19 protein-coding genes are annotated in these 23657 nt (G+C 60.5%); 6 read left to right on the top strand and 13 right to left on the bottom strand.

What is annotated here, in order from left to right:
- The first annotated feature begins 6 nt into the window (after positions 1-6).
- The gene (gene emrD / locus EGY12_RS06825; RefSeq protein WP_004931102.1) at positions 7-1191 is read left to right on the top strand and encodes a multidrug efflux MFS transporter EmrD; all 1185 of its coding nucleotides are present in this window, start codon (positions 7-9) and stop codon (positions 1189-1191) included.
- Positions 1192-1221: 30 nt separating this feature from the next.
- Here emrD and glpX read toward each other — a convergent pair whose 3' ends face one another.
- The 3 genes from glpX to EGY12_RS06810 all read right to left on the bottom strand — a co-directional run bounded on the left by glpX (position 1222) and on the right by EGY12_RS06810 (position 4757).
- A complete protein-coding gene (gene glpX, locus EGY12_RS06820; RefSeq protein WP_123892961.1) occupies positions 1222-2232 on the bottom strand; it encodes a class II fructose-bisphosphatase in 1011 nt (336 codons plus the stop codon).
- Between the two features lie 128 nt (positions 2233-2360).
- Positions 2361-3869 carry a glycerol kinase GlpK gene (glpK, locus tag EGY12_RS06815; RefSeq protein ID WP_019452234.1) on the bottom strand — a complete coding sequence of 503 codons (1509 nt, stop codon included), beginning with the start codon at positions 3867-3869 and terminating at the stop codon, positions 2361-2363.
- A 42-nt stretch (positions 3870-3911) separates the two neighbouring features.
- Positions 3912-4757 (bottom strand): MIP/aquaporin family protein, encoded by an 846-nt coding sequence (locus EGY12_RS06810; RefSeq protein ID WP_123892960.1) that lies wholly within the window; start codon positions 4755-4757, stop codon positions 3912-3914.
- A gap of 523 nt (positions 4758-5280) precedes the next feature.
- Between EGY12_RS06810 and zapB the strand changes: the two genes are divergently transcribed.
- A complete protein-coding gene (gene zapB / locus EGY12_RS06805) occupies positions 5281-5520 on the top strand; it encodes a septal ring assembly protein ZapB (RefSeq protein ID WP_004931092.1) in 240 nt (79 codons plus the stop codon).
- Between the two features lie 60 nt (positions 5521-5580).
- Here the strand turns inward: zapB and rraA are convergent, their stop codons facing one another.
- The 7 genes from rraA to priA all read right to left on the bottom strand — a co-directional run bounded on the left by rraA (position 5581) and on the right by priA (position 13650).
- The gene (gene rraA / locus EGY12_RS06800) at positions 5581-6066 is read right to left on the bottom strand and encodes a ribonuclease E activity regulator RraA (protein ID WP_123892959.1); all 486 of its coding nucleotides are present in this window, start codon (positions 6064-6066) and stop codon (positions 5581-5583) included.
- 75 nt (positions 6067-6141) lie between these two features.
- Complete coding sequence (locus EGY12_RS06795; protein WP_123892958.1) at positions 6142-7059, bottom strand: 1,4-dihydroxy-2-naphthoate polyprenyltransferase; 918 nt, start codon at positions 7057-7059, stop codon at positions 6142-6144.
- Between the two features lie 96 nt (positions 7060-7155).
- Positions 7156-8490 (bottom strand): HslU--HslV peptidase ATPase subunit, encoded by a 1335-nt coding sequence (gene hslU / locus EGY12_RS06790; RefSeq protein ID WP_049201789.1) that lies wholly within the window; start codon positions 8488-8490, stop codon positions 7156-7158.
- A gap of 12 nt (positions 8491-8502) precedes the next feature.
- Positions 8503-9033 carry an ATP-dependent protease subunit HslV gene (hslV, locus tag EGY12_RS06785; RefSeq protein ID WP_004931085.1) on the bottom strand — a complete coding sequence of 177 codons (531 nt, stop codon included), beginning with the start codon at positions 9031-9033 and terminating at the stop codon, positions 8503-8505.
- Between the two features lie 102 nt (positions 9034-9135).
- Entirely contained in the window at positions 9136-10068 is a 933-nt protein-coding gene (gene ftsN, locus EGY12_RS06780) for a cell division protein FtsN (RefSeq protein ID WP_123892957.1), read from the bottom strand.
- A 65-nt stretch (positions 10069-10133) separates the two neighbouring features.
- The gene (cytR, locus tag EGY12_RS06775; RefSeq protein ID WP_060435288.1) at positions 10134-11162 is read right to left on the bottom strand and encodes a DNA-binding transcriptional regulator CytR; all 1029 of its coding nucleotides are present in this window, start codon (positions 11160-11162) and stop codon (positions 10134-10136) included.
- A gap of 292 nt (positions 11163-11454) precedes the next feature.
- On the bottom strand, positions 11455-13650 hold the full coding sequence (priA, locus tag EGY12_RS06770; protein WP_123892956.1) for a primosomal protein N': 2196 nt from the start codon (positions 13648-13650) through the stop codon (positions 11455-11457).
- Between the two features lie 200 nt (positions 13651-13850).
- Between priA and rpmE the strand changes: the two genes are divergently transcribed.
- Complete coding sequence (gene rpmE / locus EGY12_RS06765; RefSeq protein ID WP_004931078.1) at positions 13851-14066, top strand: 50S ribosomal protein L31; 216 nt, start codon at positions 13851-13853, stop codon at positions 14064-14066.
- A 77-nt stretch (positions 14067-14143) separates the two neighbouring features.
- Here rpmE and metJ read toward each other — a convergent pair whose 3' ends face one another.
- Entirely contained in the window at positions 14144-14461 is a 318-nt protein-coding gene (gene metJ, locus EGY12_RS06760; RefSeq protein WP_004931076.1) for a met regulon transcriptional regulator MetJ, read from the bottom strand.
- A 303-nt stretch (positions 14462-14764) separates the two neighbouring features.
- On the opposite strand from metJ, the gene metB reads away from it, so the two are divergent.
- From metB to metF, 3 genes are all read left to right on the top strand, one after another.
- Positions 14765-15925, top strand: a complete 1161-nt coding sequence (gene metB / locus EGY12_RS06755; RefSeq protein ID WP_123892955.1) for a cystathionine gamma-synthase — start codon at positions 14765-14767, stop codon at positions 15923-15925.
- Between the two features lie 2 nt (positions 15926-15927).
- Complete coding sequence (locus EGY12_RS06750) at positions 15928-18363, top strand: bifunctional aspartate kinase/homoserine dehydrogenase II (RefSeq protein WP_123892954.1); 2436 nt, start codon at positions 15928-15930, stop codon at positions 18361-18363.
- Between the two features lie 227 nt (positions 18364-18590).
- On the top strand, positions 18591-19487 hold the full coding sequence (gene metF / locus EGY12_RS06745) for a methylenetetrahydrofolate reductase (protein ID WP_033645217.1): 897 nt from the start codon (positions 18591-18593) through the stop codon (positions 19485-19487).
- Positions 19488-19592: 105 nt separating this feature from the next.
- On the opposite strand, the gene ppc is transcribed toward metF, so the two are convergent.
- Both ppc and argE read right to left on the bottom strand, forming a co-directional pair.
- Positions 19593-22229 carry a phosphoenolpyruvate carboxylase gene (gene ppc / locus EGY12_RS06740; protein WP_015379411.1) on the bottom strand — a complete coding sequence of 879 codons (2637 nt, stop codon included), beginning with the start codon at positions 22227-22229 and terminating at the stop codon, positions 19593-19595.
- Between the two features lie 258 nt (positions 22230-22487).
- Positions 22488-23633, bottom strand: a complete 1146-nt coding sequence (gene argE / locus EGY12_RS06735; protein ID WP_172962905.1) for an acetylornithine deacetylase — start codon at positions 23631-23633, stop codon at positions 22488-22490.
- Positions 23634-23657 lie beyond the last annotated feature (24 nt).

Below are 23657 nucleotides of genomic sequence, written 5' to 3'. Positions count from 1 at the left end.
AAGATAATGAGAAAACTAGAGAATTTTCACCTGCTGGTGATGCTTATCCTGTTGGTCGCCGTCGGCCAGATGGCGCAAACCATTTATGTTCCCGTTATTGCTGATATCGCTCACGATCTGTCGGTTCGCACCGGCGCCGTACAACGGGTGATGGCGGCGTATCTGCTGACCTACGGTTTCTCCCAGCTGATTTACGGCCCGATATCGGACCGTATCGGGCGTCGCCCGGTGATCCTGACCGGCATGATGATCTTCCTGGTCGGTGCGCTGGGGGCGCTGCTGTCCACCAACCTGACGATGCTGGTCGCCGCCAGCGCGATTCAGGGCATGGGCACCGGCGTGGCGGGCGTGATGGCGCGCACCATGCCGCGCGATCTGTATGCCGGCACCGCGCTGCGCTACGCCAACAGCCTGTTGAACATGGGGATTCTGGTTAGCCCACTGCTGGCACCGGTGATCGGCGGCGCATTGGCGATGGTGTTCGGCTGGCGCGCCTGTTACGCCTTCCTGCTGGCGCTGTGCGCCTGCGTCGCCTTCGCCATGTTTCGCTGGCTACCGGAGACCCGCCCGGTGCAAACGGAAAAACGCCGCATGCTGGCCAGTTTCCGTCAGCTGCTGGGCGACAGCACCTTCAGCTGCTATCTGGTGATGCTGATCGGCGCGCTGGCGGGGATTGCGGTATTCGAGGCCAGCTGTGGCGTGTTGATGGGCGGCGTGTTGGGGTTGAGCGGTTTGACCGTCAGCATCCTGTTCATTCTGCCGATCCCGGCGGCATTTTTCGGCGCCTGGTACGCCGGGCGCGACGGCAAGACCTTCCACACCCTGATGTGGCATTCGGTGATTAGCTGTCTGCTGGCGGGGGCGATGATGTGGATCCCGGGCTGGTTCGGCGTGATGAACATTTGGACGCTGATCGTGCCGGCCGCGCTGTTCTTCTTCGGCGCCGGCATGCTGTTCCCGCTGGCCACCACCGGGGCGATGGAGCCGTTCCCTTATCTGGCCGGTGCGGCGGGCGCGTTGGTAGGCGGCATGCAGAACATGGGGTCGGGGCTCGCGACCTGGCTTTCCGCCATGTTGCCGCAAACCGGGCAGTTCAGCCTCGGATTGCTGATGTTCGCGATGGCGCTGCTGATCCTGCTGTGCTGGTGGCCGCTGTCCAACCGGATGCAGCATCAGGGGCATACCGCATAACGACAGGGCGCCTTTCGGCGCCCTGTTTCGTTACAGCAAAAACTCGTGCAGCGCCGGGTCTTTGCGATCCAGATAGTGGGTCGAACGGATGCGGCGGATGGTGCGCGACTTACCTCGGATCAGCAGGGTTTCGGTCGTGGCCATATTGCCCTGGCGGCTGATGCCCTCCAGCAGATCGCCCTTGGTGATGCCGGTGGCTGAGAAGATCACGTTGTCGTTGCGCGCCATCTGCTCCATGCGCAGCACCTGACCGGCCTCAATACCCATTTCCTGGCAGCGCGCCAGCTCCTGCTCGCCGAGGCGGCGGTTTTCGGCGCTGTCGCCTTTCACCTCATGACGCGGCAGCAAACGCGCCTGCATGTCGCCGTCCAGCGCGCGGATCACCGCGGCTGAGATCACCCCTTCCGGCGCGCCGCCGATGCCGTACATCACATCAACCTCGCTTTCCGGCATGCAGGTGAGAATGGAGGCTGCCACGTCGCCGTCAGGAATGGCGAACACCCGCACGCCCAGCTTCTGCATCTGCGCGATGACGCCGTCGTGGCGCGGTTTGGCCAAGACGATCACCGTCAGCTGCGACAGCGGTTTGCCCAGCCGTGCGGCGACGTTCTGCAGGTTCTCCGCCAACGGCAGATTGAGGTCGATAGCGCCGCGCGCCGCCGGGCCGACCACCAGCTTCTCCATGTACATGTCCGGCGCGTGCAGGAAGGTGCCGCGATCGCCCACCGCCAGTACCGCCAGCGCATTGGACTGGCCCATGGCGGTCATGCGGGTGCCTTCGATCGGATCGACCGCGATGTCGACCGCGTCGCCCTGGCCGGTGCCGACCTGTTCGCCGATATACAGCATCGGCGCTTCGTCGATCTCGCCTTCGCCGATCACGATGCGGCCATCGATATCCACTTTGTTGAGCATGATGCGCATGGCGTGGACCGCCGCGCCGTCGGCGGCGTTCTTGTCGCCGCGTCCCAGCCATTTGTAGCCCGCCAGCGCGGCGGCTTCGGTAACGCGGGAAAATTCGATGGCTAATTCACGTTTCATGGCAAACCTGTCTGTGAGAAAGGGAAGAAAATATCGGCAAAGTCTATCACAGCGCGGCGGCGGCGGGGCGGGGCAAAAAAAAGCGCCGCCCGCAGGCAGCGCTTGTTGGAGAAACGGCAGCTTCGGGATTACTCGTGATCTTCCCATGCCTGAGCGCGAGCCACCGCTTTTTTCCAGCCGCTGTAGCGGTAGTTGCGTTCGGTGGTTTCGATGCTTGGGCGGAACTCGCGCTCAATCACCGCTTTGCTCTTCACTTCATCCAGATCGTTCCAGTAGCCGATGGCCAGGCCCGCCAGGAAAGCGGCGCCCAGCGCCGTCGATTCACGCACTTCAGGGCGTTCTACGCGGGTGCCGAGGATATCGGACTGGAACTGCATCAGGAAGTTGTTGGCGACCGCGCCGCCGTCCACGCGCAGCGATTGCAGGCGGGTGTTGGCGTCGGCCTGCATGGCGTCCAACACGTCGCGGGTCTGGAAGGCGATGGATTCCAGCGTGGCGCGGATGATGTGGTTGCTGTTGGCGCCACGGGTCAGACCGAAGATGGCGCCGCGGGCATACGGATCCCAGTATGGCGCGCCCAGGCCGGTGAAGGCCGGCACCACATAGACGCCGTTGCTGTCTTTCACCTTGGTGGCGAAGTATTCGGAGTCGGCGGCGTCGCTGATCAGTTTCAGCTCGTCGCGCAGCCACTGGATAGACGCACCGCCGATGAACACCGCACCTTCCAGCGCATAGTTCACTTCGCCGCGCGGGCCGCAGGCGATGGTGGTCAGCAGGCCGTTTTTCGAACGTACCGCTTCTTTGCCGGTGTTCATCAGCAGGAAGCAGCCGGTGCCGTAGGTGTTCTTCGCCATGCCCGGTTGAACGCACAGCTGGCCATACAATGCCGCCTGTTGGTCACCGGCGATTCCGGCGATAGGAATACGCGTGCCGCCCTTACCGCCAATGTTGGTCTGGCCGTAGACCTCGGAGGAAGGACGGACTTTCGGCAGCATGGCGCGCGGGATATCCAGCACTTCCAGCATGCGTTCATCCCAGTCCAGCTCATGGATGTTGAACATCATGGTGCGTGAGGCGTTGGTGTAATCGGTAACGTGTACGCGCCCCTGGGTCATTTTCCACACCAGCCAGGTATCGACGGTGCCGAACAGCAGCTCGCCGCGCTTGGCGCGCTCGCGGGCGCCTTCGACGTTGTCCAGGATCCACTTCACCTTGGTGCCGGAGAAGTACGGGTCAACCACCAGGCCGGTGTTGTGACGGATGTACTCTTCCAGGCCGTCGCGCTTGAGCTTCTCGCAGATGTCGGCGGTGCGGCGGCACTGCCAGACGATGGCGTTGTAAATCGGCTTGCCGGTCTCTTTTTCCCAGACGATGGTGGTTTCGCGCTGGTTGGTGATGCCGATGCCGGCGATCTGATCGGAACTGATGTCGGCTTTCGCCAGCACTTCTACCAGCGTCGAGCTTTGCGACGCCCAGATCTCCATCGGGTCGTGCTCAACCCAGCCGGCCTTTGGATAGATCTGCGGGAATTCGCGCTGCGATACCGCAACGATGTTGGCGTCGTGATCGAGCACGACGGCGCGTGAACTGGTGGTCCCTTGGTCGAGTGCGACAATGTATTTTTTTTCTACAGTCATGGTAATTATCCTGCTGTTGTTAACCGTTTAAAACTGCACCCATCACGCTTTGCGCTGCTGGGTCTTGGCGTCGGGCTCTTCTTCCGTCACGCAGACGTCACACGGCAGGTGGCGGCCAATCAGCGCGCGGTAACCGAAAGCGCCCAGGCCACAGCCGACGATAGGGGCGAAGATCGGCACCAGGAAGTACGGGATGTCGCGTGCGCCGGTGAAGGCGACTTTGCCCCAGCCGGCCAGGTAGGCGAACAGTTTCGGCCCGAAGTCACGCGCCGGGTTCAACGCAAAGCCGGTCAATGGTCCCATGGAGGCGCCGATCACGGCAATCAGAATACCGATCAGCAGCGGCGCCAGCGGACCGCGCGGAATGCCGTTGCCGTCGTCGGTCAGCGCCAGGATCAGGCACATCAGAATGGCGGCGATCACCGTTTCTACCAGGAAGGCCTGGCCGACGGAGATGTGCGCGTTAGGGTAAGTCGAGAAGATACCGGCCAGTTCGAGGCTTTCGTTGCTGCCGCGCACCATGTGGTGAGCCGTTTCGAAGTCGAAGAACAGGTTGTAGTACAGCCCATAAACCAGGGCTGCAGCGCAGAAGGCACCAGCGACCTGCGCAATGATGTAAGGCACCACTTTGCGCCCGTCGAAACAGGCGAACAGCCACAGGGCGAGGGTGACCGCAGGGTTGAGATGCGCGCCGGAAATGGCGGCGGTCAGATAGATGGCCATGGCGACGCCCAGGCCCCAAATGATGCTGATTTCCCACTGGCCGAAGCTGGCGCCCGCCAGTTTCAGCGCGGCAACGCAGCCTACGCCAAAGAAGATCAGCAGCGCCGTGCCGAGGAACTCGGCGATGCACTGGCCTTTTAATGTCGGACTGGTGGTTTGGCTCATAATGTTGTTGTCCTGCAAAACGGCGGTTGTTGGTTTATAGGCTCAGTTGGGTAGACATCCGGCCTATGGGCACAGTTTTTTCATCTCGTCCAATTATTGAATAAGGACGTGATGTAAATTTATCGTTAACGAACATAAACGAGAAATAGCGAAATCAAAATGTGTGTGGCTCGTCATAAAATTGAGCGATTTCGCGTCGTTTAGTGTTCTTTCTGAGCCATAAAAGTGTGATCTGACCAGTGATTTGGCGAGGGTTGTTAACAACTCGCGGCGGTAGGGGCGGGGATTTTCAGTTTTTGCTGATGGTGGGGGCAGGAAAATTGCAACAGACTGCGTGATGATCCGGTATGTTGCTAGACAGGCGGAGACTGGCTACTTACAATCGTTTTTAACGAATCGAGACCGGCGCGCCTTCCGTAACGGCGCGCGTCACTGAGTGCGATGCAATATTCGCAGTAGCTGCAGCCGATGTTGCGGCCGCTACTTATAGATGTACGCCTTGCTATCATGAGGGGACTGAAGCATGTCATTTGAAGTATTTGAGAAACTGGAAGCAAAAGTACAGCAGGCGATTGATACCATCACCCTGTTGCAGATGGAAATTGAAGAGCTGAAAGACAAAAACAACTCTCTGTCGCAGGAAGTTCAGGCTGCCTCCGGCAACCACGAAGCGCTGGTGCGCGAAAACCAACAGCTGAAAGAAGAACAGCACGTATGGCAAGATCGCCTGCGCGCTCTGCTGGGCAAAATGGAAGAGGTCTGATTCCTCACGCCATGCAGCAACGAAAAGGGCGCCTCAGGCGCCCTTTTTCATGACCGAAAATCACTCGATGTCGAGCGGGTCTTCGGAGAGGATGATGCCGGTGTTGTCGGCATACAGGTGGTCGCCGGAGAAGAAGGTGACGCCGCCGAAGTTGACGCGGATATCGCTTTCGCCCACGCCTTCGCTTACGGCACCCGCCGGGATCGCCGCCATCGCCTGAATGCCGATGTCGAGCTCTTCCAGATCGTCCACCTGACGCACCGCGCCGTACACCACGATGCCTTCCCATTCGTTCTGGGCGGCCAGGCGCGCCAGTTCGGCGTTGATCAGCGCACGACGTACCGAACCGCCGCCGTCGATCAACAGCACGCGGCCGCGGCCGTTTTCTTCAAGCAGATCGAACAACAGGCCGTTATCCTCAAAGCATTTCACCGTGGTGATCTGCCCGCCAAATGAAGTACGCCCGCCAAAATTGGAGAACAGAGGTTCAACAACGTTCACCTCTTCATGATAGATGTCGCAAAGTTCGGAAGTATCGTATTTCATAGGATTTTACGTCTGTTTGCCGCTGGAATGTTCAGTATATCCCTTTATTCGCCCTGTTGGCAAAATCATCAGTTTTTAACTGAGCGCCACGCCGATAGCGAACAGCAGGTTGGCCAACAATGCCGCTTTGACCATGTGCTCCAGCATCGGCCGCATGCCGACCGGCGTCGTATCGCGCAGCACGCGCAGGCCGTGGCGCACCAGCAGCGGGATCGCCAGCACGAACAGCCAGCCCCACGGGCTGTGGAGATTGAACAGCGTAAACAGCGCGAAACACAACACCGCGCCGCCGAGCAACAGGGCATGGTAAATGCGCGCCTTGTGCGGGCCGAGACGCACCGCCAGCGTGTTCTTGCCGTTTTCGCGATCGCTCTCGATATCGCGCAGATTGTTGATGTTGAGCACCGCCGTCGCCAGCAGGCCGCAGGCGGTGGCCGGCAGCATCACGACGCTGTCGAAGGTGTGCGTTTGCAAATAGTAGGTACCGGCCACGCTCAGCCAGCCAAAGAACACCAACACTGAGATGTCGCCCAGCCCCAAATACCCGTAGGGCTTGTTGCCGACGGTATAAGTGATGGCCGCCACGATAGACAACCCGCCCAGCACCAGGAAGCCCACCACGTCGCTGGGTTGCTCGCAGGCGACGGCGATCAGCGAACAGCCGGCGAGGGCGATCAGCACCACTGTCACCACCAGCGCCCGTTTCATCTGTGCCTGGGTGATCATGCCTTTTTGCATGCCGCGCAAGGGTCCGATGCGATCTTCTTTGTCGCTGCCTTTGACCGCATCGCCGTAGTCGTTCGCCAGGTTGGAGAGGATCTGCAGCAGGCCGGCGGTCAACAGCGCCAGCAGCGCCACTTCAGGTTTCAGACTGCCGTGCCAGGCGGCGATTGCCGAGCCGACCACGATGGAGGCAAAGGCCAACGGCAGGGTGCGGGGGCGTAGACTTTCCAGCCAGGCGGAGATCGGGGTGGTGGAGATTGATGAGCTCATGTTTCGCTTCTGTCAGTAAGTTGCGGTGTCCGTTAGAAATAATTGTGGGAGGCAATGCCTCCCACACAGATGACTGACAAGACAATGATTGAGCGATTATAGGATAAAACGACTCAAATCTTCATCCGCCACCAGTTCATCCAGATGACTGCGCACGTAATCCGCATCAATTGTAATGGATTGGCCATTAATTTCACTCGCATCGTAGGAAATATCTTCCATCAGACGCTCCAGCACGGTGTGCAGCCGACGTGCGCCGATGTTCTCGGTGCTTTCGTTGACCTGCCACGCGGCTTCGGCGATGCGACGGATGCCGTCAGCGGTGAACTCAATGTTGACGCCTTCGGTGCCCATCAGCGCTTTGTACTGCTCGGTCAACGACGCGCTCGGCTCGGTCAGGATGCGCTCAAAGTCTTCGGTGGTCAGCGCCTGCAGCTCAACGCGGATCGGCAGACGGCCCTGCAGTTCCGGGATCAGATCCGACGGATTGGCGGTCTGGAACGCGCCGGAGGCGATGAACAGGATGTGGTCGGTCTTCACCATACCGTGTTTGGTCGACACGGTGCAGCCTTCCACCAGCGGCAGCAGATCGCGCTGCACGCCTTCGCGCGAGACGTCAGGGCCGGAGCTTTGGCCACCGCGCTTACAGATTTTATCGATCTCGTCGATAAACACGATGCCGTGCTGTTCAACCGCTTCGATCGCCTGCTCTTTCAGCTCTTCCGGATTCACCAGCTTGGCGGCTTCTTCTTCCACCAGCAGCTTGAAGGCTTCTTTGATCTTCAGCTTGCGCGGCTTTTGCTTCTGACCGCCGAGGTTCTGGAACATCGACTGCAGCTGGTTGGTCATTTCTTCCATGCCCGGAGGCGCCATGATTTCCACGCCCATCGGCGCGGCGGCCAGATCGATTTCGATCTCTTTGTCATCCAGTTGGCCTTCGCGCAGTTTTTTGCGGAATGCCTGGCGGGCGGCGGACGGCTCCTGATGCTCTTCCGGCTGGCCCCAGTTGTTCTTGGCCGGCGGGATCAGCACGTCGAGAATGCGCTCTTCGGCCAACTCTTCGGCACGGGTACGGTTTTTCTCGATCGACTGCATGCGCACCATTTTGATGGCGGCATCGGTCAGATCGCGGATGATGGAATCCACTTCTTTGCCCACGTAGCCCACTTCGGTGAACTTGGTGGCTTCAACCTTGATGAACGGCGCGTTGGCCAGCTTCGCCAGACGACGAGCGATTTCGGTTTTACCGACGCCGGTCGGGCCAATCATCAGAATGTTTTTCGGGGTCACTTCGTGACGCAGCATCTCGTTGAGCTGCATCCGGCGCCAGCGGTTGCGCAGGGCAATGGCGACAGCGCGTTTGGCTTTGTTTTGGCCAATGATATAGCTGTCCAGTTCGCTGACGATCTCGCGCGGGGTCATTTCAGACATGGTATTCGATCCTTACGCTTTGGAAGGCAATTCTTCAATGGTGTGGAAATGGTTGGTGTAAATACAGATGTCGCCGGCGATGTTGAGGGATTTCTCAACGATATCACGGGCGCTCAGCTCGGTATTTTCCAACATGGCGCGGGCTGCGGCCTGGGCGTACGGGCCGCCGGAGCCGATGGCGATCAGATCGTTTTCCGGCTGCACCACATCGCCGTTGCCGGTGATGATCAGCGAAGCGGTTTCATCGGCGACCGCCAGCAACGCTTCGAGCTTGCGCAGCATGCGGTCGGTACGCCAGTCTTTCGCCAGCTCGACGGCGGCTTTCACCAGGTGGCCCTGATGCATTTCCAGTTTGCGTTCAAACAGTTCAAACAGCGTGAAGGCGTCAGCGGTGCCGCCGGCGAAACCGGCAATCACTTTGTCGTTGTACAGGCGACGCACTTTCTTGACGTTACCCTTCATCACCGTATTACCCAGGGTTGCCTGGCCATCACCACCGATGACGACCTGGCCGTTGCGGCGTACGCTTACAATTGTTGTCACGAGCAGACCCTCGTTAAAGACGGAAAGAAGTCCCCGCAGCGCCTGCTTTCGCAGACGCTACGAGGCATATTGAGAGTATAGATGGGGGGGGATTGACGCTTTTCAACCCCCAACGGAGAGGGGAATGCAACTCGACATGCCGACGCCCTTCAGGCGCGAAAGGGTTTTGTCCGCGGCGGTGCGGCTGCTGTACGGGCCGAGTACCACGCGATTCCAACCGCCGCCGGCGGTGATGCGGCTCTCGATGCCTTCGAACGCCAGGCGCGCACGCACTGATTCAGCCTGATCGGTGGCGCGGAACGAACCGCATTGCACCATCCACTTCTGTTTCGATTCCGGTTTGGTTTCCTGCTTGGCCGTTTCCTGCTTCACTTCCGGTTTGGGCTCCGGCTTCGGTTGCGGCTTTGGCTCAGGCTGTTTCACCTGCACCGGTTGCTGAGTAGCCGGTTTTGGCTGCTGGTGCTGCTGCACCGGCGCGGTAGTAGCCCCGTTATTGAACGGGTTGCGCGGTGGCTGGCTGACCTGCTGCTGTTGCTGTATCGGCTGCTGCTGCATTTGCTGTTGTTGCATCTGCTGCTGGCGGGTACTGCGCGCGTTGGCCTGGCCCGGATCGTTATATGGCACTTCGTTCAGCTGCGTCGGGCGCTGCTGCATGTCGGCCTGCATCTGCTCCAGCAACTGTCGCTGTTCGGCGGTCAGCTGAGTTTTGGAATTGAGCTCGCCGCCGGCCGTCGGCTCGGTCGGGGTTTGCACACCGATCTGCCGGTTTTCCAGCTCTTTGATGTAGCGCCAACGCTCTTCCGGCTTCGGCGGCAGGCCATTACCGGGGCGCGTGGTGTGCGCAGGCAACAGCGGCGCGTCTTCCGGCTTGTTGTGCGTAATGAAATAGAGGCCGCCGACAAAGACAACCAGCAACGCGGCGGCTAACGCCAGCACGGTTTTGGAAACCTTCGGAGAACTGCGTTTTTTACGGCTGGGGGTTTTACGCTTCGCTCCTGCTGCGCGCCCACGGCTTACATAGTCTTTTTGTGCCACTATTATTCCGCTGTGTCCTGATGAGAGGATAAGTCCGTCATGTTACTGAACCCTAAAATATTTGACTAGCGTTTCGGGGCAGCGGTGCTGCCTCTGATAATCAATTCACTGTCCAATAGCCGGGAGCCGCTGGCCACCGTCTGGCCGTTCAACTGCTCCAACAGCAATAACATCGCCTGCTGGCCAATCTGGAAGCGCGGCTGCGCCACCGTGGTCAGCGGCGGATCGCAATACTGCGCCAGCTTGAGGTCGTCAAAGCCGACGATCGACAGATCCTGCGGTACCCGCAGCCCCATTTTCTTCGCTTGGGACAGCACGCCGATCGCCATGACGTCGCTGTGGCAGAACACCGCCGTCGGCGGTTTCGGCTGAGCCATCAGCATGGTCAGCGCTTGCGCGCCGGCTTCATAGGTAAAATCACCCCGGGTAATATAGCTGCTTTCGACGGTAATGCCATTACGACGTAGCGCTTGAACGTAACCCTGCAGCCGATAATGGCTCAACGGCATCTGTTCCGGCCCGGCCACGCAGGCGATCTGTCGGTGGCCCAACTGGTGCAAATAATGCACGGCTTCGAAGGCGGCGGTCAGGTTGTCGATGTGTACCGTCGGCAGTTCCAGCTCGGGGGCGAATTCGTTGGCCATCACCATCGGCGGCAGGTTGCGCTGCTCTTCCTTGCTGGCGTCGAACGGCAGGTTGGAGCCGAGCAGCAGCATGCCGTCGATCTGTTTGGTGATGATCAGATTGACGAAGGTGCGCTCTTGCTGGTTTTGCTGCGCGCAGTCGCCGATCAGCACCAGATAGCCTTGTTGGGCGGCGGTCTGTTCGATCCCCTGGATCACATCGGCGAAAAAAGGATCGCAGATGTCGGGCACGATCACCAGGATGGTGCGAGATTCGTTGCGCTTGATATTGCGTGACAGAGCATGAGGAGAATAACCCACGGCCAGGACGGCCTGTTCCACTTTCTGGCGCGTCGGCGTTGACACCTTTTCCGGGTTCATCAGCGCACGCGATACGGTAGCCGTTGAAACGCCCGCCATTTCGGCGACGTCTTTCATGGTCGCCATGGATAACTCTTTCTTGTGTTCCAACGCCTTTCTCCTTGCGTCAGCCCCATGCCGACGCCACTACTGCTGTTTGCTCACAATGTCCGGCATGCGGTGGGCGAGATGCTTGTCATTGAGCGCCACTCGCGTTCGGGCACTCCGTCGCGCTGCGAGGTGGCGACAAAATTTGCCCTCGCAGACATTCTAAACAGAATACGCCCCGCCTTTGTTACCTAATTTGCATAAAAAATGTGACCTGAGAAGGTTTTTTAGCGTTCGCTCGCAATTTCAAGGGTAAACGTTTGCACTGCGGCAGCTAAATCGGACTTTTCCGGGATCAGCTGTCGATCGGATCGACATCCAGCGTCCATTTCACCTTGCGCGTTTGCGGCAGAGTGCCGATCAGCGGCAGCGAGCTTTTCATCAGCTGTTGCAGGACGCGCCGCGTCGGGTGTTGCAGCAGTAGCTGCCAGCGGAAACGGCCGCCGCGTTTGGATTGCAGCGCCGGCACCGGGCCCATCACCCACAGCGAATCATCTTTCAGCGGGCTGGCTTCCAGCAGGTTGCGCAGCTGCTGCAGGAACAGCGGGGCCTGCTGGTTGTCATGATCTTCGGCGCGCACGATGATGTGGCTGGTGTAGGGGGGCAGAAACACGCTGTTGCGCTCCGCCAGCGTCTGCTTGGCGAAGGCGTCGTAACCTTGTTGCAGCAGCACCTGCAGCAGTGGGTGCTCCGGATGGTGGGTTTGCAGCAGCACTTCCCCCTGTTTGCCTGCGCGGCCTGCGCGCCCGGAGACCTGGGTATACAGCTGAGCGAAACGCTCGGCGGAGCGGAAATCGGCGGAAAACAGCGCGCCGTCCACGTCCAGCAACGCCACCAGGGTGACGTCGGGAAAATGGTGGCCCTTGGCCAGCATCTGCGTGCCGATCAGAATGCGCGCTTCGCCGCGATGAATATCCGCCAGGTGCTGCTCCAGCGCGCCTTTGCGGCTGGTGGTGTCGCGATCGATGCGGGTGATCGGCGTATCGGGGAACAGTGGCGCCAACTCCTGCTCCAACTGTTCGGTGCCGACGCCGACCGATACCAGGTGAGTGGAGCCGCACTGCGGGCACTGGTGCGGCACCGGCCGCTGGCTGTCGCAGTGGTGGCAGCGCAGTTGGCGCTGGTGCTGGTGGAAGGTGTAGTAGTGATCGCAGCGCTGACACTCGGCGATCCAGCCGCATTCGTGGCACAGCAGCGCCGGTGCGTAACCGCGGCGGTTGAGGAACAGCATCACCTGATTGCCGGCTTTTAAATGGTGCTGCATGCGCTTCAACAGCGGCTGCGACAGCCCGACCTTCAGCGGCAGCCCCTTCAGATCGATCAGGTGCTGCGCCGCCGGTTTGGCGTTGCCCGCACGTTGGGTGAGCTTCAGTTGGCGATATTTGCCCAGCTGCACGTTGTGCAGCGTTTCCAATGCCGGGGTAGCGGAGCCCATCACCATCGGGATGTCCTCTTCCCGGGCGCGGAACACCGCCAGATCGCGGGCGTGATAGCGCCAGCCTTCCTGCTGTTTGTAAGAGCTGTCGTGCTCTTCGTCGATGATGATCACGCCCAACTGACGGAACGGCGTGAACAGCGCCGAGCGGGTGCCGATGACGATGGCGGCTTCGCCGCTGCGCGCGCGCAGCCAAACCGCCAGCCGCTCGCTGTCGTTCAGGCCGGAGTGCAGCACGTCTACCGGCGCGTTGAAGCGCTCGCGAAAGCGGGCGATAGTTTGCGGCGTCAGGCCGATTTCCGGCACCAGCACCAGCGCCTGCCTGCCTTTGGCCAGCACGTTTTCCAGCACGCTGAGGTATACCTCGGTCTTGCCGGAGCCGGTCACCCCGGCCAGCAGCCAGGCGGCGAACTGCTCATCCTCGCTTCTGATCGCCCCGACGGCGGTAGCCTGTTCGGTGTTCAGCCGCAGCCGCTCGCCGAGCACCGCGAAGTTGGGGCGCCAGTCTTGCGTATCCGCGACCTGAGCGCGCAGATCGATCAGCCCTTTGGCGCGCAGCGCCTGCAGGGCGCTCTCCGTCAGCTCCAACTGGCTGACCTGATGGCGATAGACCGGGCGTTGCAGTAGCGCCGCCAGCGCCTGCTGCTGTTTCGGCGCGCGTTTCAGGCTTTCGGGTGGGGTGGCGCGCCCCTCCTCGGTGGCGAACCATTGCCACAGCGGCGTGGCTTCGGCCGGTTTGCCTTGCCGCAGCAGGATCGGCAGCGCATGGAACAGCACTTCGCCGATGGGGTAGTGATAATAATCGCTGGCCCAGCGCAGGATGCGCCACAGGCTGGGAGAGAACAGCGACTCGGCGTCGATCACGCTGTCGATCGGCTTGAGCTTGTCCAGCGGCAGTTCGCTGGTGTCGCTGCAGCCGGTGACGATGCCAATCGCATGCTGCCTGCCCCAGGGCACGCCTACGCGCGCGCCGGCCACCGGCTGCATGCCGGGCGGCAGCAGATAGTCGAAGGTGCGGGCGAGGGGGACCGGCAAAGCAACGTGTACGACGGGCATGATCTCATCCAAATTGAAAAAAAGAAGGCATCAGTTTACACGGCGCATCGGCAAATGTACGGTTCCGATTGCGCGCCTCGGCTAATGCTGTATAATTTGCCGCCTTTGGTATAATTCGATACCAAAATTCTATTATCAACCACGTGTGGTGTCTGGCGAAACAGGGCTGGATAGCGACACGGCCTTAACTGAGGTTTCCCATGAAACAAGGTATCCACCCAAAATACGAAGAAGTTACTGCTAACTGCTCTTGCGGTAACGTGATGAAGATCCGCTCCACCGTGGGTCACGATCTGAACCTGGACGTTTGTGGCGCATGCCACCCGTTCTACACTGGCAAGCAGCGTGACGTTGCTACCGGTGGCCGCGTTGACCGCTTCAACAAGCGTTTCAGCGTACCAGGCGCTAAGAAATAAGATTTCTTATCGTCCGATGAAAAAGGCGCCTTTGGCGCCTTTTTTCGTTTCTGCCGCCGGCGTTCGCCGGGCGGTTATCAATATTCCCAGGTATCGGGATCGACACCCAGTTCGCGCATCAACGCTTTTGCGGCTTCCGGGATTTCATCACTGCGCTCTTTGCGCAGGTCTTCATCGTTCGGCAGCGGCTGGCCGGTAAAGGCATGCAGAAACGCTTCGCACAGCAGTTCGCTGTTGGTGGCGTGGCGCAGGTTGTTCACCTGGCGACGGGTCCGTTCGTCGGTGAGGATTTTCAGGACCTTCAGCGGAATGGATACCGTGATCTTTTTGACTTGCTCGCTTTTTTTACCGTGTTCAGCGTAAGGGCTGACATACTCGCCGTTCCACTCAGCCATGGGACACCTTAACTTGTCAGAAAAATTACAAAATTCTAAAAACCGGGCAATTATGCCCGATCTTCACTGTTCTCACTAAATAAATGTCAATTTTACGCGACCAGGGTCACTGAATGCCCCGCCTCGGCCGGACATTGTGGTTTAACATCTTATCGTCATGTCATATCGGCATAATTTTAGCGGGTATTGTGCCATTGCTCAATCTATACGCAGAGAAGTTTAGATGTCCAGATGTATTGACGTCTATTAATCCTGCGATTACTCTTTAGGCCTCATTCACCGAACCGAGAGCCGAGCGAGCCCATGACGCGTAAACCAGCCACGATTGCCGTACGCAGCGGCCTGAACGACGACGAACAGTACGGCTGCGTTGTCCCGCCGATTCATCTGTCCAGCACCTATAACTTTACCGACTTCAACCAACCTCGAGCCCATGATTATTCGCGCCGCGGCAACCCGACGCGTGACGTGGTGCAACGCGCGTTGGCGGAGCTGGAAGGCGGCGCCGGCGCGGTGATGACCGGCAGCGGGATGTCGGCGATCCATCTGGTGACCACCGTGCTGCTGAAGCCCGGCGATCTGCTGGTGGCGCCGCACGACTGCTACGGCGGCAGCTATCGGTTGTTCGACAGCCTGAGCAAGCGCGGTGCCTATCGCGTGCTGTTTGTCGATCAGGGTAATGCAGAAGCTTTGCAGCAGGCGCTGGCGCAAAAGCCGAAGCTGGTGCTGATTGAAAGCCCCAGCAATCCGCTGCTGCGCGTGGTGGACATCGCGGCGATCTGCGCCGCCGCACACGCGGCGGGCGCGTTGACGGTGGTGGACAACACCTTCCTCAGCCCGGCCCTGCAACAACCGATCGAACTCGGTGCCGATCTGGTGGTCCATTCTTGCACCAAATACCTGAACGGGCATTCGGACGTGGTGGCCGGCGCGGTGATTGCCAAAGATCCCGAGCTGGCGGTCGAGTTGGCCTGGTGGGCGAACAACATCGGCGTGACCGGCGGCGCGTTCGACAGCTATCTGCTGCTGCGCGGCATGCGCACGCTGTCGCCGCGCATCAAGGCGGCGCAGCAAAACGCCGAAGCGATTGTCGGCTATTTACAGCAGCAACCGCTGGTGAAAAAGCTGTATCATCCCTCCCTGCCGGAAAATCCGGGGCATGAGATCGCCCGCCGGCAGCAGCGCGGCTTCGGCGCGATGCTGAGTTTTGAACTGGACGGCGATGAAGCGGTGCTGCGCCGTTTTCTCTCTGCCCTTGAGCTGTTTACTCTGGCAGAATCGCTGGGCGGTGTAGAAAGCCTGATCTCGCATGCAGCGACCATGACCCACGCCGGCATGGCGGCGGAGGCGCGGGCAGCGGCCGGCATCTCCGAGAGCCTGCTGCGCATTTCAGTGGGTATTGAAGACAGTGAAGATTTGATTGCCGATCTGGAACGCGCTTTCCAGGCGGCGGCAACGAGGTAAGCATGAATGCAATTGCTGTAGCAGGGCCGGTGAGCGGGCGTCAACTGCACAAGTTTGGCGGCAGCAGTCTGGCGGATGTGAAGTGTTATCTGCGTGTGGCCGGGATTATGGCGGAATACAGCCAGCCGGGCGACATGATGGTGGTATCGGCCGCCGGCAGTACCACCAACCAGTTGATCAACTGGCTGAAGCTCAGCCAGAGCGATCGCCTGTCTGCGCACCAGGTGCAGCAGACGTTGCGTCGTTATCACAGCGATCTCATCAGCGGCCTGTTGCCGCCGGAAAGCGCCGAGCCGTTGATCGCCGAGTTTATTCAGGATCTGGAACGTCTGGCGGCGCTGCTGGACGGCAAAGTCGACGACGTGTGCTACGCCGAAGTGGTCGGGCACGGCGAGGTCTGGTCGGCGCGGCTGATGGCGGCGGTGCTCAACCACCTGGATATGCAGGCGGCCTGGCTGGATGCGCGTGATTTCCTGCGCGCCGAGCGCGCCGCGCAGCCGCAGGTGGATGAAGGCCGTTCTTACCCGCTGCTGCAGCAGTTGTTGGCTCAACATCCGGGCAAACGCCTGGTGGTGACCGGGTTTATTTCGCGCAACGACGCCGGGGAAACCGTGCTGTTGGGGCGTAACGGCAGCGACTACTCCGCCACTCAGGTCGGCGCCTTGGCCGGCGCTGCGCGCGTTACCATCTGGAGCGACGTGGCCGGGGTATACAGCGCCGACCCGCGCAAGGTGAAAGACGCCTGCCTGCTGCCGCTGCTGCGTCTGGACGAAGCCAGCGAGCTGGCGCGTCTGGCGGCGCCGGTGTTGCATACCCGCACCCTGCAGCCGGTCTCCGGCAGCGATATCGATCTTCAGCTGCGCTGCAGCTACCAACCGGAACAGGGTTCGACGCGCATCGAGCGCGTATTGGCATCCGGCACCGGCGCCAAAATTGTCACCAGCCACGATGACGTGTGCCTGATTGAGCTGCACGTCGCCGCTCAGCATGACTTCAAACTGGCGCAGAAAGAGTTGGATCTGGTGCTCAAGCGCGCACAGATCAAACCGTTGGCGGTAGGTATCCATCCTGACCGCAACCTGGTGCAGCTGTGCTACACCTCAGAGGTGGTCAACAGCGCGCTGGCGACCCTGCAGGCCTCGGCGCTGCCGGGTGAACTGCACCTGCGCGAAGGGTTGGCGCTGGTGGCGATGGTCGGTGCCGGGGTATGCAAGAACCCGCTGCACAGCCACCGTTTCTATCAGCAGCTGAAAGATCAGCCGGTCGAGTTTATCTGGCAGGCGGAAGATGGCATCAGCCTGGTGGCGGTGTTGCGTCAGGGGCCGACCGCGCTGCTGATCCAGGGGCTGCACCAAAGCCTGTTCCGCGCCGAGAAGCGCATCGGTCTGGTGCTGTTCGGCAAGGGCAATATCGGGTCGCGCTGGCTGGAGCTGTTTGCCCGCGAGCAGACCAATATCTCCGCGCGCAGCGGTTTCGAATTTATCCTGGCGGGGGTGGTGGACAGCCGCCGCAGCCTGCTGAACTACGACGGGCTGGACGCCAGCCGTGCGTTGGCCTTTTTTGAGGATGAGGCGCAGGAGCTGGACGAAGAGTCGCTGTTCCTGTGGATGCGCGCGCACCCGTTCGACGATCTGGTGGTGCTCGACGTGACCGCCAGCGAAGAGCTGGCCGGGCAGTATCTGGATTTCGCCAGCTACGGTTTCCACGTGATCAGCGCCAACAAGCTGGCGGGTGCCTCGTGTAGCGATACCTATCGCCAAATTCGCGACGCCTTCGCCAAAACCGGCCGCCACTGGCTGTACAACGCCACCGTCGGCGCCGGCCTGCCGGTCAACCATACGGTGCGCGATCTGCGCGACAGCGGCGACAGCATTTTGGCGATCAGCGGCATCTTCTCCGGCACGCTCTCCTGGCTGTTCTTGCAGTATGACGGCACGGTGCCGTTCACTGAACTGGTGGATCAGGCCTGGCAGCAGGGGCTGACCGAACCGGATCCGCGGGTCGATCTCTCCGGTCAGGACGTGATGCGCAAACTGGTGATCCTGGCGCGCGAAGCGGGCTACGACATCGAACCGAACCAGGTGCGGGTCGAGTCGCTGGTGCCGGCGGGCTGTGAGCTGGGCTCCGTCGATCAGTTCTTTGAGAATGGCGAGGCGCTGAACCAGCAGATGCAGCAGCGCTTTGAGGCCGCCAGCGAAATGGGCCTGGTGCTGCGTCACGTGGCGCGTTTCGACGCCAATGGCAAGGCGCGGGTCGGCGTGGAGGCGGTGCGTCCTGAGCATCCGCTGGCCTCGCTGCTGCCGTGCGACAACGTGTTCGCCATCGAAAGCCGCTGGTATCGCGATAATCCGCTGGTGATCCGCGGGCCGGGCGCCGGCCGCGACGTGACCGCCGGAGCGATCCAGTCAGACCTTAACCGGTTGGCGCAGCTGCTTTAATCCTCTGCGGGCGCGGGTTCACCGCGCCCCTTGCTTTTCCTGCCATACTTATCCCTGATGCCGTCATGAAATTCCCTCGTTGAGCGGGTGAGGATTAATCATCTTATTCCCCTCATTTTCCTGTTGACTCTTTAGCCAACATGCGGCATTTTCTATCTAGACGTCTAAACGTATAGACGCTCATCAAGATGAAATAAAAACAGTGATCGATAAGAGGTGAGCAGGGTATGAGTTTTTTCCACGCAAACCAGCGGGAAGCGCTGAATCAGAGTCTGGCGGAGTTGAACGGCCAGATTAACGTGTCATTCGAATTCTTCCCGCCACGCACCAGCGAGATGGAAGAGACCCTGTGGCAGTCGATCGATCGTCTGAGCATCCTCAAACCCAAATTCGTTTCCGTCACCTACGGCGCCAACTCCGGCGAGCGCGATCGCACCCACAGCATCATCAAGGGGATTAAGGAACGCACCGGCCTGGAGGCGGCGCCGCACCTGACCTGTATCGACGCCAGCCCGGCGCAGCTGCGCGACATCGCGACCGACTACTGGAACAGCGGCATCCGCCATATCGTGGCGCTGCGCGGCGATCTGCCTCCGGGCGGCGGCAAGCCGGAAATGTACGCGACCGATCTGGTGGCGCTGCTGAAAGACGTGGGCGACTTCGACATTTCCGTCGCCGCCTATCCGGAAGTGCACCCGGAGGCGAAGAGCGCCCAGGCCGATTTAATCAACCTGAAGCGCAAGATTGACGCCGGTGCCAGCCGCGCCATCACCCAGTTCTTCTTTGACGTCGAGAGCTACCTTCGCTTCCGCGATCGTTGCGTCGCCGCCGGTATCGACGTGGAAATCGTGCCAGGTATTCTGCCGGTGTCCAACTTCAAGCAGCTGCAGCGCTTCGCCACCATGACCAACGTGCGGGTGCCAAGCTGGATGACCAGCATGTTCGAAGGGCTGGACGATGATGCGGAGACCCGCAAAATGGTCGGCGCCAACATCGCCATGGACATGGTGAAGATCCTCAGCCGGGAAGGGGTGAAAGATTTCCACTTCTATACCCTGAACCGCGCCGAGATGAGCTACGCCATCTGTCACACGCTGGGCGTGCGCCCGGTGGCCGCCGCCTGACGGGTTTGTTCCATTGAAAAAGGGCGTCGCTTTACCGCGGCGCCCTTTTTTGTGGGGGAATACATAAAAAAGCGGCCCCGATCAACGGGGCCGCGATGAGACTCACTAGCCGGTGTTGCGCATCCCGGCGGCGACGCCGGCGATGGTGACCATCAGCGCCTGCTCGACGCGGGCGTCCGGCTGTTCCTGCTGACGCGAACGGTGCAGCAGTTCGGCCTGCAAGACGTTCAGCGGGTCGGTATAAACGTTGCGCAGCGCGATAGATTCGGCGATCCACGGCAGGTCTTCCATCAGGTGCGCATCGTTGGCGATGGTCAGCACCACCTTGATGTCACTTTCCAGCTGATCGCGCAACTGTTGGCCCAGCGGCCACAGCGACTTATCCACCAGGCGCTGATCGTAGTATTCCGCCAGCCACAGGTCGGCCTTGGCGAACACCATTTCCAGCATGGCGATGCGGGTGGAGAAGAATGGCCAGTCGCGGCACATCGCCTCCAGCTCCGCCTGTTTGCCTGCTTTCACCGCTTCCTGTAATCCGGCACCGGCGCCGAGCCAGGCCGGCAGCATCAGGCGGTTCTGCGTCCAGGCGAAGATCCACGGGATGGCGCGCAGGCTTTCCACGCCGCCGTTCGGCTTGCGTTTGGCCGGGCGTGAGCCCAGCGGCAGTTTACCCAGCTCCAGCTCCGGCGTGGCCGCGCGGAAGTAAGGCACGAAGTCCGGGTTTTCACGCACGTAACCGCGATACATCCGACAGGATGTATCGGACAGGTCGTCCATCAACGCCCGCCATTCTTTCTTCGGTTCCGGCGGCGGCAGCAGGTTGGCCTCGAGGATGGCACCGGCATAGAGCGCCAGGCTGCTGATGGTGACTTCCGGCAGGCCGAATTTGAAGCGGATCATCTCGCCCTGTTCGGTAACGCGCAGGCCGCCCTTCAGGCTGCCCGGCGGCTGCGACAGCAGCGCCGCATGCGCCGGTGCGCCGCCGCGGCCGATGGAACCGCCGCGGCCGTGGAACAGCGTCAGCGCCACGCCGGCCTTTTCACAGGTTTTGATCAGTGCGTCCTGCGCGCGGTATTGCGCCCAGGAAGCCGCCATCACGCCGGCGTCTTTCGCCGAGTCGGAGTAGCCGATCATCACCATCTGTTTGCCCTGAATAAAGCCGCGATACCAGTCGATGTTCAGCAACTGGGTCATCACGTCGTCGGCGTTGTTCAGATCGTCGAGGGTTTCGAACAGCGGGGCGACCGGCAGCGCGAACGGGCAGCCGGCCTCTTTCAACAGCAGGTGCACCGCCAGCACGTCGGAAGGCGTGCGCGCCATCGAAATCACGTAGGCGGCGATCGAGCCCTGCGGCGCTTCGGCGATCACCCGGCAGGTTTCCAGCACTTCCTGCGTGTCGGCGCTCGGTTGCCATTTCAGCGGCACCAGCGGGCGTTTGGAGTTCAGCTCACGGATCAGGAACGCCTGTTTATCGGCTTCCGACCAGCTTTCATAGTCGCCCAGCCCCAGGTAGCGGGTCAGCTCGGCGATGGCTTCGGTATGGCGGGTGCTTTCCTGGCGCACGTCGATGCGTACCAGCGGCACGCCGAAGCAGCGCACGCGGCGCAGGGTGTCCAGCAGCTGACCGTTGGCGATGATGCCCATGCCGCAGGCCTGCAGCGACTGGTAGCAGGCATACAGCGGCTCCCACAGCTGCTCGTTGTTCACCAGCAGGTCGTGTGGCTTCAGCACGCGCTCGCCCTTCAGGCGACCTTCCAGATAAGCCTGGGAGCTCATCAGCTGGCTGCGCAGCTGCTTCATGATTTCGCGGTACGGTTCCTGCACCTCGTCACCGCCGGCGCGGGCGCGCAGCTCAGGGGTGCATTCGGTCATCGACAGCTCGGAGACCAGCACCTGGATATCGCGGGTGAACAGGTCGCAGGCTTTCCAGCGGCTGAGCAGCAGCACATGGCGGGTGATTTCGGCGGTCACGTTCGGGTTGCCGTCGCGGTCGCCGCCCATCCAGGAGGTGAAGCGCACCGGCACCGCTTCCACCGGCAGGCTGTAATCGATGGAGTTTTCCAACTGCTCGTTGAACTCGCGCAGGAACGCCGGCACGCCTTCCCACAGGCTGTTTTCCACCACCGCGAAGCCCCACTTGGCTTCGTCGATCGGGGAGGGGCGGTGTTTGCGAATTTCATCGGTGTGCCACGACTGGGCCACCAGCTGGCGCAGGCGGCGCATGATCTTGTTGCGCTCGTAGTCGGCCAGATCGTTGTGATCGAGCTGGCTGAGGCAGGTGTTGACCTCCACCAGCTTGTGGATCAGGGTGCGGCGGGTGATCTCCGTCGGGTGTGCCGTCAGCACCAGTTCGATGGAAAGTTGCGACACCGCGTGCTGCAGCTCTTTGTCGCTGAGTTTTTTGTCTTTGAGACGGCTGAACAGCTGAGCCAATGCTTCCGGATTGCTGGCGGCCTCGCCGTTGGGCGAAATGCTGTGGTACTGCTCGGCGACGTTGGTCAGGTTGAGGAACTGGCTGAAGGCGCGCGCCACCGGCAGCAGCTCGTCGTTGGACAGATTCTGCAGGGTGGAGAGCAGTTCCTGGCGATGCGCTTCGTTGCCGGCGCGTGAGGATTTGGAAAGCTTACGGATGGTCTCAACGCGATCGAGAATATGCTCGCCCAGCGCTTCTTTGATGGTATCGCCGAGCAATTTGCCGAGCATACTGACATTACTGCGCATTGCCGAATATTGTTCGTTCATATAACCCCTGACCCAGTTCTGTATGATTTTTATCTTGTAAATAAATTTCACGCGTCAGGCGCAGACCGCCTGCCTGATCACATCGCGTTCCTGTCCAATCGTCAATTGACACTATTTTTAGCAAAAAAACATCAAAATCGGCGCTTTTTCTGAAATTTAATTACGGCGCGTCGGTTATCAGCACGGCTTATTTCGCCGTTTTCTACTTATTTTGAGTTAGGGGAAAGCATAAAGCATTTCCCCTGTTAAATGTCGGGTTTATTGCCGGCAAAAGTGGTTGACCAGCTGGCCCAGCAGTTTGCGCGTCGGTTCGATAAACGCGGTGTCGATGTATTCGTCCGGTTGGTGGGCCTGATCGATGGAGCCGGGGCCGAGCACCAACGTCGGGCAGATCTGCTGCACGAACGGTGCTTCGGTGCAGTAGTTGACCACCTGCGTGCGGGTGCCCAGCAGCTCCTCGATCACCGCCACCATGCGGTGGTCGGTCGGACATTCGTAACCCGGCACCGAAGCATGCAGCTCTTCGATGGTCAGGCGGCCCGGCCAGCGTTGACTCACCGGCTCCAATGCCTGATGCATCAGCTCGTTGATATTATCGAGCGTCATGCCGGGCAGAGGACGGATATCCAGGTGCAGCTCGCAGCAGGCGCAGATGCGGTTGGCCGCGTCGCCGCCGCTGATATGGCCGAAGTTCATGGTGGGATAAGGCACGGCGAACGCCGGATTGTTGTAGCGCTCCTGCAGGGTTTTGCGCAGCTCCATCAGGCGGCCGATGGATTCATGCATCAGATCGATGGCGTTGACGCCGCGTGCCGGATCGCTGGAATGGCCGGACTGGCCGACGATGCGAATGGCGTTGGCCATGTGGCCCTTGTGCGCGCGCACCGGCTGCAGCGAGGTCGGTTCGCCGATGATGGCGAAATCCGGACGAATGGCGGTGGAGGCGGCGAAATAACGCGCGCCGGCCATCGTCGTTTCTTCATCTGCGGTAGCCAGAATGTACAGCGGCTTGGTCAGTTTGCTCGCGTCGATGTCGCGTACCGCATCCAGAATAAAGGCGAAGAAGCCTTTCATGTCGGCGGTACCCAGGCCGTAGAGCTTGTTGTCGTGCTCGGTCAGGGTGAAGGGATCGCGCGTCCAGCGGCCTTCGTCGTAAGGCACCGTATCGGTATGGCCGGCCAGCAGCAGGCCGCCGCTGCCTTCGCCGATGCTGGCCAGCAGGTTGAATTTGTGGCGCGATTCCGGCACCGGCTGTACGTCGACGCGAAAGCCCAGGTCGGCAAACCATCCGGCCAGCAAGTTGATTAACGCCTCATTGCTCTGATCGAGGCCGGCATCGGTGGCGCTGATCGACGGAGTGGCGATCAACGCCCGGTACAGCTCAATAAATGGAGGTAATTTCATCTTCACTGTTGACAGCCTTTGGTT

This window comes from Serratia sp. FDAARGOS_506, from assembly GCF_003812745.1.
In the GTDB taxonomy this organism is placed as follows: Bacteria; Pseudomonadota; Gammaproteobacteria; order Enterobacterales; family Enterobacteriaceae; genus Serratia.
This window is presented reverse-complemented; position numbering and strand designations above follow the sequence as displayed.

Coding starts and splice junctions, on each gene's coding strand:
- glpX (WP_123892961.1), bottom strand. CDS start 2,232: ATGAAACGTGAATTAGCCATCGAATTTTCCCGCGTTACCGAAGCCGCC.
- hslU (WP_049201789.1), bottom strand. CDS start 8,490: ATGTCTGAAATGACCCCGCGCGAGATCGTCAGCGAACTGGACAGCTAT.
- EGY12_RS06795 (WP_123892958.1), bottom strand. CDS start 7,059: ATGAGCTCATCAATCTCCACCACCCCGATCTCCGCCTGGCTGGAAAGT.
- argE (WP_172962905.1), bottom strand. CDS start 23,633: ATGAAATTACCTCCATTTATTGAGCTGTACCGGGCGTTGATCGCCACT.
- glpK (WP_019452234.1), bottom strand. CDS start 3,869: ATGACTGTAGAAAAAAAATACATTGTCGCACTCGACCAAGGGACCACC.
- EGY12_RS06750 (WP_123892954.1), top strand. CDS start 15,928: ATGAATGCAATTGCTGTAGCAGGGCCGGTGAGCGGGCGTCAACTGCAC.
- EGY12_RS06810 (WP_123892960.1), bottom strand. CDS start 4,757: ATGAGCCAAACCACCAGTCCGACATTAAAAGGCCAGTGCATCGCCGAG.
- emrD (WP_004931102.1), top strand. CDS start 7: ATGAGAAAACTAGAGAATTTTCACCTGCTGGTGATGCTTATCCTGTTG.
- metB (WP_123892955.1), top strand. CDS start 14,765: ATGACGCGTAAACCAGCCACGATTGCCGTACGCAGCGGCCTGAACGAC.
- ppc (WP_015379411.1), bottom strand. CDS start 22,229: ATGAACGAACAATATTCGGCAATGCGCAGTAATGTCAGTATGCTCGGC.
- zapB (WP_004931092.1), top strand. CDS start 5,281: ATGTCATTTGAAGTATTTGAGAAACTGGAAGCAAAAGTACAGCAGGCG.
- priA (WP_123892956.1), bottom strand. CDS start 13,650: ATGCCCGTCGTACACGTTGCTTTGCCGGTCCCCCTCGCCCGCACCTTC.
- metJ (WP_004931076.1), bottom strand. CDS start 14,461: ATGGCTGAGTGGAACGGCGAGTATGTCAGCCCTTACGCTGAACACGGT.
- rraA (WP_123892959.1), bottom strand. CDS start 6,066: ATGAAATACGATACTTCCGAACTTTGCGACATCTATCATGAAGAGGTG.
- metF (WP_033645217.1), top strand. CDS start 18,591: ATGAGTTTTTTCCACGCAAACCAGCGGGAAGCGCTGAATCAGAGTCTG.
- rpmE (WP_004931078.1), top strand. CDS start 13,851: ATGAAACAAGGTATCCACCCAAAATACGAAGAAGTTACTGCTAACTGC.